Below are 14,627 nucleotides of genomic sequence, written 5' to 3'. Positions count from 1 at the left end.
GATCAGCGGAGCCAGAGAAGGAGGCAGAGCGCCGCGACGAGAGCCAGGAGCGAGGCGCCGGCGATCTTCCAGGCGCTGTAGGGGCGTTCCCCCTGGACCTCGCCCGTCCGCGCATTGATGACGATGGGATAGGCCCTGCCGCGGAAGCGATAGACGCTCGTCCAGACCGGCAGCAGGAGGTACTTGAAGGTGAGGTCGGAATATTCGGTGTCGGTCGAATGGATCCGCTGCTCGTCCCCCCCGATATCGCTCCGGACGGCCGATTCCACCGCCGGCGCCATCAGTCCCCTGGCCCGGGCGAACCCCTCTTCGAGCCCCACCTGGTAGGCCTCTGCCCGGAAGCCGCGGAGGTAGTCGTCCGAGTAGGGGACCAGTCCGGCCAGGTCCCACGGCTCCATGAGTGCGGCGTACCGCTCCGGCAGCGATTTCCCCGCATGGACCAGGATGTCGTCGAACCGCGTCTCCACGCTCCCGCCCGCCGGGCTCCAGCGTGTATGCCGCACCCGCCGGGGCCGGGTTACGGTGCGCCCCCCCTCGCGGACGGTCCGGTTCTCGGTGGTGTAATAATGCTCCCCCCGCTCCCCCACGTACCGCGTGTGCGCGCGGGCGTCGTAGGTCCAGAAGGGGACGTAGAGTCCCGTAACCGCGTCGTCGATCCGCGCGTGGCGCCCCAGTCCCGCCGGCGCGAACCAGAGCCGGGCGATCCAGCCTCTCAGGTGTTCGACGGCCTGTCTGCGGGACAGGCCGAACGGAAGGACGGCATCGGGCCGGATCCTGCGGGCCGCATCCCCGTAGACCATCGGCCGGCCGCAGAAGGGGCAGGGCCCGGCGGTCTGGTGCTCCGGCACGACGGTCCGGGCGCCGCACTGGTCGCACGACACCTCGATCACCTCCCCCGCCTCCCGTTCCCGGGCAGAGCGCTCGAGGGCCGCCGCGTAGTCCCGTTCCTCCACCCCCCCTCCGGGGGGAATCGGGCGGGCGGCCCCGCAGTGGGAACAGCGCAGCTCGGCCGTCCCCGGCTCGAACCGGAGTTCGGCCCCGCACCGACGGCATACGGTCGGGCCGGACCCACCGGGCCCCGTCGCTGGATTGTCGGAATGCATAGGATCGTAAGCCCTATAGTGAATTCGGAATCCGGGAAGCGCCCCCGCTCCCCAGAGCGCCCCCGCTCCCCGGGACCCGATATCTTCGGACCCTTGCGGCCGAATGGCAACAGGAATCGGCCTTCAAATCGGCCCCGACCCCAACTTTACCATTTGGCGGATGCTCTTTTTAGCATACAATGGTGAGCCATTTGCGGTAATCTCCGGGTACGCCCGGAGTGCAATATCGGGCGGGAAGATCGGCCGGCAACCGGGCCGCTCCTTCCCCGGGAGTTGCCGGACGCGCTGCATATCCCCGCAAATACATATGTGTGGACAAACTGCAATATTTCAGAGAATTGAGTGTAACGATAACTCGATGAGCAAGGGGGAGTTCGATGATTGAGACAGAAATGGCCGATGTTTCAAAATCCGGCGGATCCAAGGTCATCTCCGCTGAGGAGGCCGCGGCTCTCATACAGGATGGCGTGACCATCAGTGCGCCCATCATGGGCCTGGCGGGATGGCCCGAGGAGATAGGAAGGGCGATCGCCAAGCGTTACGAGGAAACGAAGCACCCGAAGGATCTTACCCTGGTCTGCGGGTCCGCCATGGGAAACCACAAGGACAAGGGGCCGCACGTGATCGGCATCGAGGGGCTGGTCACCCGCTTCATCGGCGCGCACACGCACGGATCGCCCAACATCGGCGCCCTCATCCAGAACAACAAGATGCTGGCCTACTGCTTCCCCCAGGGGGTGGTGGTCCACATGTACCGCGAGATCGCCGCGAAGCGTTTCGGGGTGATGACCAAGATCGGGCTGGGCACCTTCGTCGACCCCCGTGTCGAGGGGGGGAAGATGAACGACCTGACCCGGCAGGCGCCCGACCTCAACGAGGTCGTGACCTTCAACGGGGAGGAGTACCTGTGGTACAAGCCGTTCCCGATCCACGTCGGGCTGATCCGCGGGACCAAGGCGGACGAACACGGCAACATCTCCATGGACAAGGAGGGGGCCTTCCTGGAAGCGCTCCCGGTGGCGCAGGCGGCGAAGAATTCGGGCGGCATCGTCATCGCCCAGGTGGAATACGTCACCAAGGCGGGGACGCTCCATCCCAAGTCGATCCAGGTGCCCGGGGTGATGGTGGACTACGTGGTCATCGCCAAGAACCCCCAGGAATTCCACATGCAGAGCGAAGGGGTTTACTACCAGCCGGCCTTCAGCGGCGACGTCATCATGCCCCTCGGCGCCCTGCCGAAACTCCCGTTCGATGAACGGCTGTTCATCCTGCGCCGCGCCGCCATGCAGCTCGAACCGAATTCGGTGGTCAACCTCGGCATCGGCATCCCCGACCGCATGGCGACCCTGACCGGGCACGAGGGGGTTTCGCACATGATGACGCTGACGACCGAGGCGGGCGCGGTGGGCGGGGTCCCCGCCGGCTGGCCCAACTTCGGCATGACCTATAACCCCGAGGCCTTCGTCATGCACCCGAACATGTTCGACTGGTACGACGGCGGCGGCATCGACCAGACCTTCCTGGGGATGGGCGAGATCGACAAGTTCGGCAACGTGAACGTCAGCAAATTCGGCGGCCGCCCGATCGGGTGCGGCGGCTTCATCAATATCACCACGACCGCGAAGAGGGTGGTCTTCTGCGGCACCTTCACCACCGGCGGTCTCAAGGTGGCGGCCGAAAACGGGAAGGTGAGGATCCTCCAGGAGGGGAACCGCAGGAAGTTCATCGACGCCGTCGAGCAGATCACCTTCAGCGGCAAGTACGCGGCCAAGGGGAGGACCATCCTGTACGTCACCGAGCGCGCCGTCTTCCAGCTCGTCGACGGCAAGGTCACCCTCATCGAGATCGCCCCGGGGATCGACCTGGAAAAGGACATCCTGGCCCACATGGACTTCAGGCCGGAGATTTCGCCCGACCTGCGCCCGATGCCCGAACACATCTTCCACGAGGAGTGGGGGGCACTCAAAGGGATCATCGAGGCCAAAACGCAGAAGTGATCGGCACCCGCGGGCGCCCGTCCGGGCGCCCGCGTCTTCACTCCCGCCCGCCCAGCCGCCGCTCCAGCAGCCCGAGAACCTCTTCCGCGCCCCCCTGGACCGCCAGGTCGACCCGCCCCGTGGCCGGCGTGGCTTCCCTGTTGATCTCCACGGTAAACGCCCCCCGCCTGCGCGCCGCGTCGACGAGGCCGGCCGCGGGATAGACCAGGGCCGAGGTCCCGACGGCCAGGAAGAGATCGCAATCGAGGGCCGCGTCCGCCCGGCGGAGCACCTCCGGATCGATCCCCTCCCCGAACCAGACCACCCCCGGCCGGACGAGCCCCCCGCACCACGGGCAGGATGGGGGGATGTGCCCGAGGGGCGCCTCGTCGAGCACCCACCGCCTCGGGGACCTCGCGCACCCGTCCAGGCAAAAAACCTCCCAGATCGACCCGTGAAACCGGATGACGCCCTCCGACCCCGCCTTCTCGTCGAGCCCGTCGACGTTCTGGGTGATCAGCCGGAACCCCTCGTACCGCCTGCCCCAGAGGGCCAGGGTGCGGTGGGCCCCGTTCGGCCGGCACCTGGAGATCAGGGTGCGCCGCCAGTCGTACCACTCCCAGACCAGGCGCGGATCGGATGCGAAGGCCTCCGGGGTGGCCAGCCGCTCGGCCGCGTACGACTTCCAGAGCCCGTCCTTCCCCCGGAAGGTCGGCACCCCGCTCGCTGCCGATACCCCGGCCCCCGTCAGCACGGTGACGCGGGCCGACGGCCCGATCCGCCGGACAATGGCGTCGATGGAATTCTCACGCACCGGACACCTCCCTCGCGGGAAACACTCCCGCCCGCCCGGAAGCAAAAAAAAGCCACCCGAAAGGGTGGCTGGATATGAAGGCTTGGTTGCGGGGACAGGATTTGAACCTGTGACCTTTGGGTTATGAGCCCAACGAGCTACCAGACTGCTCCACCCCGCGATGATGAGGACATTATAGGCGCGCGGGCCCGGGGAGTCAAGAAATATCAGCCCTCCCGACGCTCCAGCACGTAGAAGGAGCGCAGCTGCCCGTCCGTCTCGCATACCCAGAAATCGACCGCGGCGTAGTTCTTCCTGAAATAGTGCCGGAACACCTGCCGCATCCTTCCCTGCCACTCAAGCGCGACCCCCAGGTCGCGGTTCTTGATCTCCTGCAGATTGTAGGGGATCTCGAAAAGGAACCGGTCGGCGGTGCAGTTGAGCTTGACCGGCGTGCTGCTGAGCAGCCCCGGCGCCGTCTCCGCCAGCTGGTTGATTACGGTCGCGGCTTTCAGTTCACGGCGCAGGTCGCGCCGCGGCGGCCCCTGCTCCAGGCGCCGCACGGCGGCAGCGTCCTCGAGGTCCCACCGCGTCAGCACCCGGTCCGTCGGCAGGCCCCGGTCGGGGAGGCTGGTCGTTTCACCGTGGAAGTTCTCTTCGTAGGCCTCCGCTCTCTGACCCAGTTTTCCCAGCGCGAAATAGGCCTGGGCCGGCTGCATGGGGTCGAAAGAGGAGGTGATGCATTTCATCCCCCGCTTGAGCGCCTCGCGGCGCTCGGCCGCCTTCAGCTTGTACCCGACGTCGAAATTCCGGTAGGCGGCCCGGACGGCCACCATGAAGGAGTGCTGGATCGGCCGGAGTCCGACGAGCCCGGCCAGGCTGAAGACGAAGCCGACCAGGTCCCCCAGGCTGCTCGTGGCGCCGAGCAGGATGCCGCCGCTCCGTCCGGCCTCGACCAGCAGCGGGGCGGGAACGATGTCGATATCGTGCATGTTCCAGACTTCGCGCTGGATGTCCTCGCACGCCTTGTAGTCCGCCAGGCTGCGGAAGGGACCGACGGAAACCTGGATTTCGTCCTTTCGTTTCTTCCTGCGCACCGCCGGTGCCATCACTCCCCCCCTCTGCCTTGCCCCGATGGTAGATGATAAATCAAAGCGGCCCGGCGCCGGTCAAGAAATTTCAGAAAATCGGGGTGGCGCTCCAGGGCCGATTCCGGGGGGAATCCCCCCTGTTTCAATATCTTCAGGACCCCGGCATTCCCCAGCAACGCCATCGCCTTGTCGATTTCAAATTTGTTAGGGTACAATTCTTGCAGAACCGCCATGAGAGTCAAGCCCAGCTTTACCGATTCGAGCCCTTTCCCGTCCCCGAGCACCAGGCTCACCCCGCCGCATTTCCGCCCCCGGTTCGGGCCCGCCTCCGGGGTGAAGTGGACCGGGACGAACTCCACCCCCGCGATCCCGGCGCCCCGCAGCCGGGCGGCGAACCGCCGCGGGTCCACCCAGGGGGCCCCGACCAGTTCGAAGGGGCGGTCGGTCCCCCGCCCCACCGACACGTTGGTCTGCTCGAGCAGGCAGACGCCGGGGTAGAAGAGGGCGGCGGTGACGGTGCGCATGTTGGGCGAGGGGTTCACCCACAGCTGCCCCGTATCCCAGAAGTAATCGTCCCGGCGCCAGTTCCGCATCGGGACCACCTCGAGCCGGACGCCGATCTTTTTGACCGAGTTGAAATAGCGCGCCAGTTCCCCCACCGTCATCCCGTGGCGCACCGGGAGCGGCATGTAGCCGACAAACGAGGTCCGGTCCGGGTCGAGCATCGGCCCCTCGACGCGCACCCCCCCGATCGGGTTCGGGCGGTCCAGGACGTAAAAGGGGATCCCCGCCCCGGCGGCCGCCTCCATGCAATAACCCATCGTCGTGATATAGGTGTAAAAGCGCGCGCCCACGTCCTGGATGTCGAACACCAGGGCGTCGAGCCCCTCGAGCATGGCGGCCGTGGGCCGGCGCGTGCCGCCGTAGAGGCTGTGGACCGGGAGCCCCGTGGGGGGGTCCACCGAGGAACCGATCTCCTCATCGTCCAGGTTCCCCCGGATCCCGTGCTCGGGACTGAAGAGCGCGGCCAGGGTGAGGTTTCCGGCGCGGTGCAGCACCTCGATGGTGGAGACGCCGTCGGAAGCGAGCCCGGTGTGATTGGTGACCAGTCCCACCCTTTTCCCCGCGAGCGGGGCGAAGCCCCCCTCCCGAAGGACGTCGATGCCGTTCTGCACTACCCGGGCGCCCTCCTCCCCGGGGAGGCGGAACACCCAGGGCAGGGCCGCCCCGAGCAGGATGAGGACTCCCGCGCCGATCCAGACTCTCCGCATCTCTCCCCCCTTCCCCCCCGTCACCGGACCACGCTTTCCCACCCCCGCCGGTTGAGGTCCCGGTAGATGACGGCGCCGGCGGCAAGCGCGATCGCCAGGAACCCGAGGCCGGGCAGGGTCTCTCCGAAAATCAGCTTGCCGACGCCGAAAAGGGTCATGTAGACCATGACGCAGCCCGAGAACCAATCGAGCAGGTTGAACGCGAGGCCGCCGGAGCGGGGCACGTCGGAAGCCGCCGCGGCGACCGGCCCCCAGAGGGAAGCCCCCGGCCGCACGCGCCGGTAAAACGCCTCCAGGACCTCCATCTTTTCCGGCTTCGTCAGCAGCGTGGCCCCGAGCCAGACGACGGTGGAGGCGGCCACCGTGAGGAGCACGATCCAGGCGAAGTCCAGCGGGTCGTCGTTGTCCATCCCCACGACCAGCTGCAGGAAAAGGGAGACGCAGAAGGAGGTCGCCATGGCGGCCACCTCGCTCCAGGCGTTGATGCGCCACCAGAACCAGCGCAGGATGAGCACGCTCCCGGTGCCGGCGCCGATGGCGATCAGGAATTTCCAGGCCCCCGCGATGGAATCCTGGTAATAGGTGACGACGCAGGACAGGACCATGATGAGGAGGGTGGCCGCCTGGGAGGCCAGGACATAGTGCCGTTCCCCGCTCCGGCGGACGATGAATCTACGGTAGAAATCGTTGACCAGGTAGGAGGCCCCCCAGTTGAGCTGGGTGCTGATCGTCGACATGTAGGCGGCGGCGAAAGCGGCGATCATCAGGCCGCGCAGCGCCGCGGGGACCACGGCCGGGTCGATGACGGTCATGATGAAGCCCGACTCCTTGTCCGCGAGTGACGGGTAGAGGACCAGGGAGCAGAGGGCGGTCAGGATCCAGGGCCAGGGGCGCAGGGCGTAGTGCGCGATGTTGAACCAGAGTGTGGCCAGGAGTGAATGCTTTTCGTCCCTGGCGCACAGGATCCGCTGGGCGATGTAGCCGCCCCCGCCCGGCTCGGCGCCCGGGTACCAGGTCGCCCACCAGTTGACGGCCAGGTAGACCATGAAGGTCAGCATCGGCATCCAGACCGACCCGACCTCGGGCACGAAGGAGAGGATCGACCCGCCCCCCTGCCGGGCCGAATCGAGCTCGAGGATTTTTTCCACCAGCGCCTCCATCCCGCCGACGGAGCGGACGGCGAAAAAGGCCAGCAGGATCATCATCCCCATCTTCAACACGAACTGGAACAGGTCGGTGACCAGCACGCCCCAGATCCCCGAGAGGGTGGAAACCAGGGCCGTGAAGAGCATGATGGCGAACACGATCCCGAGCGCCTCGACCTTGCCGATGCCGAAGACCAGCATCAGGATCTTGACCATGGCCAGGTTGACCCACCCCATGATGATGCAGTTGATGGGAAGTCCCAGGTACAGGGCCCGGAACCCCCTCAGGAAGGCCGCCGGACGGCCGCCGTAACGGATTTCGGCAAACTCGACATCGGTGAGCACCCCGGCCCGGCGCCAGAGCCGCGCGTAGAAAAACACCGTCAGCATGCCGCTCATCAGCATGTTCCACCAGAGCCAGTTCCCCGCGATCCCGTGCGCGGCCACCATCCCGGTGACGGCCAGGGGGGTGTCCGCGGCGAAAGTGGTCGCCACCATGGAAGTCCCGGCCAGCCACCAGCTCACCTTGCGGCCCCCCACGAAGAAGTCCGCCGTGGACGCGGTCGCGCGCTTCCGGAACCAGAGCCCGATCAGGATGTTGAACAGAAAATAGGCCGCCACCGCCAACCAGTCCACAAGCCCCAGCTGCATTTTCGCCTCCGCGCGACAGTCATCCGGGCGTCGGGGCCTGCCGCCATTCCTTCACTACACCCGTACGCCCCGGTTCGTGCGTGCTATAATTCCACAAAAGGATGGATCTTATGAACCCCAAAATTCTCAAGGATCGCTGCGTGGGCGCTTTGTTGGGATTTGCGGTGGGGGACGCGCTCGGCATGCCCGCGGAATTTCTGAGCCGCGACGAGATCGCGGATTGTTACGGCGGGCCCATAACAGATTTCATCCAGGCCCATGCGGAACACGCCAACGATTTCCTGCCGCCCGGTTCCTATACCGAAAACACCCGGACGATGCTGGCCACGGCCGAGTGCCTGATCGAATGCAGGGAGATGGACCCGGCCCGCCATGCCGACACCCTGCTTTCGTGGTTCCGGGACATGGTCCCGCACCGGGCTCCCTCGACCTCCCTGCTGCAGGCCTGCCGGCACCTGGCGATGGGGCGCCCCTGGACCAAGAGCGGGGTTTTCAGTTCCGGCTGCTCGGCCTCGATGCGCATGGTCCCGATCGGCATTTTCTTCAGCCGCGACACCGGTCTCCTCTCGCGGGCGGCCCTCGACAACTGCATGATCACGCACACCGAGCCCAGGGCGCTGGCCGCCGCCGTGGCCGTGGCCTACCTGGCCGCCCGGCTGCTGCAATCGGGCGAAAGGTCCTCACCGGGGGACCAGGTCCTGGATACGGCCGATCATGTCGCCTACCTGGACAGGGATCTGGCCGCCGTGCTGCGCTGGTCCACCCAGATCACCCATCTCCCCCCCGAAGAGGCCCTGTTCGAAATCGGGACGAGTTCCGACGCCATGGAAACGGTTCCCGCCGCCGTGTACTGTTTCCTGAAATATCCCGGGGATTTTCCCCGCGCGGTCCTGGCCGCCGTCAACGCCGGAGACGCCGCGGCCTCCATCGGGGCCCTGACCGGGAGTTTTGTCGGACTCTTGTCGGGGGCGCCCGTCATCCGGGCGGGATGGGCGAGCGCGGTGGAAAACTCCGACGTACTGACCGGGGTGGGAGAAAACTTGGCGGCCCTGGTCGCCCCCTGTTGCGGAGAGTAGGGGCCGCCCGAGCGGGTTATTCACAGAATTTGTGGAAAACTGTGGAAAAGCCAGGTTTTTAACAGGTATAAGCGGTTGAATACAGGTTGTTTCTCACCGCTTTGCATAAAGAATGTGCGCCCGCCCCCGCCGGGACCCGCCTGAACCGGCTGGAATCGCGGCGCCCCGGGTCAGGCCCCGACCGCCTGGCAGGACCGGGCGTAGAGGTCCGGGCCGGTTCCCGGCGACGGGCACCCCGGGCGGGGGGACTCGATCGGGCCCCCGCGGTCCATGGTCCTCTTGGTGGCGACGGCCCGGGCCAGCAGGTGTTTGAGATTCCGGCTTTCCAGCGTCCTTCCCTTGATGGTGACGTAATAGACCTTATTCATGATGCCCCCTAATGATATCTGCGCAACACGCTCGTGACCACCCCCTGGATCCTTACCCTTCCGGCATCCAGGACGATGGCCTCGAGGCTCTCGTTGGCCGGTTGGAGCCGTACGCGCCTCCCCTCGGGGTAGAACTTCTTGAGGGTCACGTTCTCGTTGTCTACCAGGGCCACCACCGTTTCTCCCGGCAGGGCCGTTTCCCGCGATTCGATGACGACATAGTCCCCATCCTGGATATGCTCCTCGATCATCGAATCCCCCCTGACCTGAAGAACGTACCCCTTGCCCCCCTTCGGCAGGAACGGCTCGGGAACCGGCATCGTCTCAGGCGCCGCGATCGCCTCGATGGGGCGCCCGGCGGCCACATAGCCGTACAGGGGGAGCGCCGTCGCCCCGACGCTGTCCGAAGCGAGCTGTATGGAGCGCGCCCGGTTGGCATCCCTGCGGAGATAGCCCCGTATTTCCAGGGCTTCCAGATGCTTGAATACGGCGTTGAGGGAGGCGATGCGAAAATGGGCCGCGATCTCCTCCATGCTTGGGGAATACCCGTTTTCTTCGATGAAGCGGGTGATGAAATCCAGGATTTCCTTCTGGCGTTGGGTCAGTTTCATGATTTCACCTTTATTTCACCGCCATTATGGGTGGCGAAAAGGTGAAAGTCAATGAATAATTTTCAGATTTTCAGGCCGCGCGGGTGCGCCCTAGAGCCGGTAGCCCTTCGAATCCGGGTCCCCTGGAAGGGTAACGGTAACGATCGATTCCGTTCTGTTCCGGATGACGGTCAACCTCATGTCTCCGGCCGGTGCGCCCGCAACCGCCCGGGTCAGGTCTTCCGGATCGGCCATCCCCCTCCCGTCGACGGCGACGATCACATCGCCCGGCTTCAGGCGGCCGTCACTTGCGGAGCCCGCGAGCACCGAGGAAACCAGGACTCCCTTTTTCCCCGGCACCCCCAGAAATTCCGCCAGCTGTTCCGTCAGGGGAAGGAGGGTCACCCCCAGTCTCGGTTTTCCCGCCGGGGCCGATTCGGCCTCCTCCCGCCTTTCCCCCGGCCGGGGGAGCAGGAACATTCTCCGTTCCGGGTCGGGCACCCGGTCCCGGAAGTTGTCCGGGAGAGCCCCCCCCCGCTTCCCCAGGGTGGCCGTCAGGGTCAGGGTCTTCCCCGCCCGGCTGACGACCAGGTCGACCTTCCTCCCAACGGGGGTCTCGCGCACCAGCCGGGACAGCTGGCTCGCCGACCATACCGGGAAGGGGCCGTATTGCAGGATGACGTCCCCCTCCCGCACCGTCGCCGCCTCCGCGGGGCTCCCCTTCGATACGGAGCGGACCACGACGCCCCGCTGCCGGTCGAGCCGGTGGACCGACACCGCATCCGCTCCCACGTCCTCCATGCTGATCCCGAGGAAAGCCCCGTCGGTTTCCTGGATGATGGAAAAGCTCTGGGCTCCCGACAGCTGCGCCGCTCCCGGAATCAGCAGCCCGGCCGCCATAAAGGAAAACAGGAATCTACGCAGGTTCATGGCACCCTCCCGTGTAATCGTTGTCCGCAATTTCAATACACGCACCGGCGCGCGGGCGGTTCCAAAAATTGCAGGAGAGGGGGGGCGTCAGCTCAGGGAGGGAAAGCGGGAGGCGAGGAAATCGACCAGCCCGGCAGGGAGGGTCCGCGGGTCGGGGGCCGCGAACACCGCGGCACCGGATAGCGCGTCGGCGTCGATGCCGTCCCAGGGGGGCGCGGATGCCTCCTCCCCTATGACCACCACCGCGTCGGCACGGCCGAGGAAGCCGCGCGCGCTCTCCTTGAATTCGGCGACCTCGTACCGCAGCACCATGATGTGGAGGTCGGGACGGAGGTGATCGAGGACGGCGTTCCCCTCCAGGATCAGAAAGGGGCTGGACCTGAGGATCGGCTCGAGGCGCGCGGTCCAGGATTCGGAGCGCGCCGCGTCGACGCGCACCCAGAAGGAGCGCCGGGCGCCCGCGGCCAGGAACCGGGAACTGTCGTTCTCCCCCCGGAGGCTCGTTTCCTCCGAAATGAGGCAACCGTCGCGGTCCGGGTCCTCCCCGTGGAAATGGTGGCTGATCTTGACGGCGGTCCAGCCTGCCCGGGGGAAAGCGGCGATGATGCCCGCCGCCACCGCCGTCTTGCCCACCTTCCGCGCATGCCCTCCGACGACGAGGATCGTCATCGGTCCCTTTTCGCCGATTTCGGGAAAGCGTGGGCGAACACGTCCTTGAACGTTTCCGCGAAATGCACCACGATCCCTTTTTTCAGATAATCGGGGAGCTCTTCGAAATCCTTCCGGTTCCCCTCGGGAAAAATGAGGACCTTGAGGCGGGCGCGCCGGGCGGCGATCACCTTCTCCTTCACCCCCCCGATCGGCAGCACGTGCCCCGTGAGGGTCAACTCCCCCGTCATGGCCATCTTCCTGAGCACCGGCTTCTGGATCATCATCGACAGCAGGGCCGTCGCCATCGTCACCCCGGCGGAAGGGCCGTCTTTCGGGGTGGCCCCCGCCGGCACATGGATATGAACGAATCGCTCGTCGAAGAAATCGGCCCGGGCGCCGTACTGTTCGAGATGCGCCATTACGTAGGAGTAGGCGATGTCGGCGCTCTCCACCATCACGGCCCCCAGCTGTCCCGTCTGCTTGAAGCCCTTGGATTTGCTGATAACGGCCGTCGCCTCGACCTGCAGCGTGGCCCCCCCCATGCTGGTCCAGGCGAGCCCCGTGACGACACCGGGGGTGCTTGCGAACATCTCGTCGGCGGTGAAAACGGGCTTGCCGAGATAGGGCTCCACGTCCTCCTTGCGGATGACGATCCCCTCCTCCTCCTCCCGCACGATCTTCATGGCCGCCTTGCGACAGATCTTCTTGATGAGGTTCTCCAGGTTCCGCACGCCCGATTCGCGCGCGTAGTTCTCGATCAGCTGCGAGAGCGCGTCCGCCCGGATGGTCACCTGCCCCGCCTTCAGCCCGTTTGCCTTGATCGCCTTCGGGATGAGGTAACGGCGCGCGATCTCCCTCTTTTCCTCGGCGATGTAGCCCGAGAGCCGGATGATTTCCATCCGGTCCAGCAGCGGCCGCGGGATGGTATCGAGCTGGTTCCCGGTGGAGATGAAAAGGACGTTGGAAAGATCGAACGGCACGTCCAGGTAGTGGTCGCGGAAACTGTTGTTCTGTTCCGGGTCCAGGACCTCCAGGAGCGCCGAGGCGGGGTCCCCGTGGAAGGAGGCCCCGATCTTGTCGATTTCATCCAGCATGATCAGGGGGTTGGAGGTTCCGGCCGTCTTCATTGCCTGCAGGAATTTCCCCGGCAGGGCCCCGATGTAGGTACGCCTGTGGCCCTTGATCTCGGCCTCGTCCCGCATCCCGCCCAGGGAGAAACGGTAGAAGGTGCGTCCCAGGGCGTCCGCGATGCTTCTCCCCACCGATGTCTTCCCCACTCCCGGGGGGCCCACCAGGCAGAGGATCGACCCCGAAATCTCACCCTTGAGCTTCCCCACGGCGATGAACTCGAGGATCCGGTCCTTGACGTCCGCCAGCCCGTAGTGGTCGCGGTCGAGGATCCTCCGGGCCCGGTCGACATCGTAGGAATCCTCGCTGAATCTGCCCCAGGGGAGCGATGTCAGCCAGTCCAGGTAATTGCGGGAGACGGTGTATTCGGGGGAATGGGGCTCGAGCAACTGCAGCTTGTCCATCTCGTCATCCACCGCTTTGCGCGCCTCCTCGTTCAGGGTCAGCTCCTTGAGGCGCTCCTGGAATTTTTCGATCTCCGCCGTCTTCCCCTCTTTCTCGAGCCCGAGCTCCTTCTTGATGGCCTTGAGCTGTTCCCTGAGAAAGAACTCCCGCTGCTGCCCCGAGATCTTCTCCTGGATCTGCCGGTTGATCTCCACGTGCAGCTTGGAGATTTCCACCTCCCGCTTGAGCAGCACCAGCACCCGGTTGATGCGCTGCCGCACATCGAAGGTTTCGAGCACCTCCTGCAGCTCGGCCCCGCTGGCCGTTGTCAGGTTCGCGGCGAAATCGGCGAGCCGGCCCGGGTCGTCGAAGGTGGACCTGCCCAGAAACATCTTGATCGCCTCGGACTGCAGGGGGTTGTACTGCACGAGGTCCCGCAGCGTCGTCATCACCGCCATGGCGTAAGCCTTGAGCTCCTCGGTGATTTCCATGTCCGACGGGGCGTGATGCCGCACCCTGGCCGTCATGCCGAACTCGGCTTTCGAGACGTCCAGGATCGTGAACCGTTCGACGCAGTTGATCAGGATGCTGGTGCTGTCCCCCTCCCCCTGGAACACCCTCAGGATCTTCGCCGCCACCCCCACCGAGTGCAGGTTTTCGGGAGTGTCGCTTCCGTTGGGGTCCCGGACCAGTACGACCCCGATCGTCTTGGAGGCGTATTCGAGCGCCCGCTGCACGATCCCCACCTGCTCCGCCCCGATCTCGAGCGGGACCGGGAAACCGGGAAAGAGGGGGCGGGGCCGGATGGGCAGCACCGGGAGGTGTTCGGGCAGGACCTCCGAAGCCAGTATGAGCCGCGGCTCCTGTTCCGCTCCTTTTTCGCCGTTGTCGCGCCCGGGGAAGTTGTCACTCATAGCGGTGTGTCTCCTTGCTTTCCAAGCACAATGTAATCAAGAGGGGGTCAGAATGCAAGCCCGCGCATTCCCATCGGACGCCCGTAACAAAAAAAGGGCCCCAGTTTACCTGAGGCCCTTAATTTTTAAATCCGGCGACGACCTACTCTCCCACATCGTTGCCAATGCAGTACCATCGGCGCTGGAGGGCTTAACTTCCGTGTTCGGGATGGGAACGGGTGTGACCCCTCCGCCAGAGTCACCGGAAACTCGAAAAATCTCACAATCAGATAACGACGGTCTTTCCAGCCGCAGCCTTTGCGCAGGCCTGGATTTCAAGCAGGGCAAATTTTATGGTCAAGCCTCACGACCGATTAGTACTGGTAAGCTTCATGCATTACTGCACTTCCACACCCAGCCTATCAACCTGGTGGTCTTCCAGGAGTCTTCAGCCCCCGAAGGGGAGGGATATCTAATCTTGAGGTGGGTTTCACGCTTATATGCTTTCAGCGTTTATCCCGTCCGAACGTAGCTATCCAGCTATGCCGTTGGCACGACAACTGGTGCACTAGAGGTT

At 65.3% G+C, this 14,627-nt stretch carries 12 protein-coding genes, 1 tRNA gene and 2 rRNA genes; 2 read left to right on the top strand and 13 right to left on the bottom strand.

From position 1 onward, the window contains the following. Positions 1 to 2 precede the first annotated feature (2 nt). Positions 3 to 953, bottom strand: a complete 951-nt coding sequence (locus GXY47_10630) for a primosomal protein N' (replication factor Y) - superfamily II helicase (GenBank protein NLV31595.1) — start codon at positions 951 to 953, stop codon at positions 3 to 5. Positions 954 to 1,495: 542 nt separating this feature from the next. Here GXY47_10630 and GXY47_10625 point away from each other — a divergent pair. Then, complete coding sequence (locus GXY47_10625) at positions 1,496 to 3,100, top strand: acyl CoA:acetate/3-ketoacid CoA transferase (protein ID NLV31594.1); 1,605 nt, start codon at positions 1,496 to 1,498, stop codon at positions 3,098 to 3,100. 37 nt (positions 3,101 to 3,137) lie between these two features. Here GXY47_10625 and GXY47_10620 read toward each other — a convergent pair whose 3' ends face one another. The 5 genes from GXY47_10620 to GXY47_10600 form a co-directional block, all read right to left on the bottom strand. Continuing rightward, positions 3,138 to 3,893 (bottom strand): NAD-dependent deacylase, encoded by a 756-nt coding sequence (locus GXY47_10620; protein NLV31593.1) that lies wholly within the window; start codon positions 3,891 to 3,893, stop codon positions 3,138 to 3,140. A gap of 83 nt (positions 3,894 to 3,976) precedes the next feature. Beyond that, positions 3,977 to 4,053: transfer RNA gene (locus tag GXY47_10615), tRNA-Met, on the bottom strand. A 46-nt stretch (positions 4,054 to 4,099) separates the two neighbouring features. Then, positions 4,100 to 4,981: a hypothetical protein gene (locus tag GXY47_10610; protein NLV31592.1), complete on the bottom strand. Its 882-nt coding sequence runs from the start codon at positions 4,979 to 4,981 to the stop codon at positions 4,100 to 4,102. Next, positions 4,981 to 6,234 (bottom strand): DUF1343 domain-containing protein, encoded by a 1,254-nt coding sequence (locus tag GXY47_10605; GenBank protein NLV31591.1) that lies wholly within the window; start codon positions 6,232 to 6,234, stop codon positions 4,981 to 4,983. The genes GXY47_10610 and GXY47_10605 overlap by 1 nt, the downstream gene beginning before the upstream one ends. A gap of 20 nt (positions 6,235 to 6,254) precedes the next feature. Continuing rightward, positions 6,255 to 8,030: a Na+:solute symporter gene (locus tag GXY47_10600; protein NLV31590.1), complete on the bottom strand. Its 1,776-nt coding sequence runs from the start codon at positions 8,028 to 8,030 to the stop codon at positions 6,255 to 6,257. 110 nt (positions 8,031 to 8,140) lie between these two features. On the opposite strand from GXY47_10600, the gene GXY47_10595 reads away from it, so the two are divergent. After that, a complete protein-coding gene (locus GXY47_10595) occupies positions 8,141 to 9,106 on the top strand; it encodes a hypothetical protein (protein ID NLV31589.1) in 966 nt (321 codons plus the stop codon). 170 nt (positions 9,107 to 9,276) lie between these two features. Here the strand turns inward: GXY47_10595 and GXY47_10590 are convergent, their stop codons facing one another. The 7 genes from GXY47_10590 to GXY47_10560 form a co-directional block, all read right to left on the bottom strand. Then, positions 9,277 to 9,474 carry a hypothetical protein gene (locus tag GXY47_10590; GenBank protein ID NLV31588.1) on the bottom strand — a complete coding sequence of 66 codons (198 nt, stop codon included), beginning with the start codon at positions 9,472 to 9,474 and terminating at the stop codon, positions 9,277 to 9,279. An 8-nt stretch (positions 9,475 to 9,482) separates the two neighbouring features. Then, positions 9,483 to 10,088, bottom strand: a complete 606-nt coding sequence (gene lexA / locus GXY47_10585; protein NLV31587.1) for a transcriptional repressor LexA — start codon at positions 10,086 to 10,088, stop codon at positions 9,483 to 9,485. Positions 10,089 to 10,175: 87 nt separating this feature from the next. Continuing rightward, a complete protein-coding gene (locus GXY47_10580) occupies positions 10,176 to 10,994 on the bottom strand; it encodes a PDZ domain-containing protein (GenBank protein ID NLV31586.1) in 819 nt (272 codons plus the stop codon). Positions 10,995 to 11,081: 87 nt separating this feature from the next. After that, positions 11,082 to 11,663: a hypothetical protein gene (locus tag GXY47_10575; GenBank protein NLV31585.1), complete on the bottom strand. Its 582-nt coding sequence runs from the start codon at positions 11,661 to 11,663 to the stop codon at positions 11,082 to 11,084. Beyond that, the gene (gene lon, locus GXY47_10570; protein NLV31584.1) at positions 11,660 to 14,071 is read right to left on the bottom strand and encodes an endopeptidase La; all 2,412 of its coding nucleotides are present in this window, start codon (positions 14,069 to 14,071) and stop codon (positions 11,660 to 11,662) included. Before lon ends, GXY47_10575 begins: the two co-directional genes overlap by 4 nt. 129 nt (positions 14,072 to 14,200) lie before the next feature. Then, positions 14,201 to 14,317: ribosomal RNA gene (gene rrf, locus GXY47_10565) — 5S ribosomal RNA — on the bottom strand. Positions 14,318 to 14,399: 82 nt separating this feature from the next. Then, positions 14,400 to 14,627 (bottom strand): 23S ribosomal RNA (locus GXY47_10560); the annotation flags it as partial.

It is taken from the genome of Acidobacteriota bacterium, assembly GCA_012729555.1.
Lineage (GTDB): Bacteria > Acidobacteriota > UBA6911 > UBA6911 > UBA6911 > UBA6911.
Note: the sequence above shows the minus strand (reverse complement) of the source record. Positions and strands in the feature narration are given on the sequence as shown.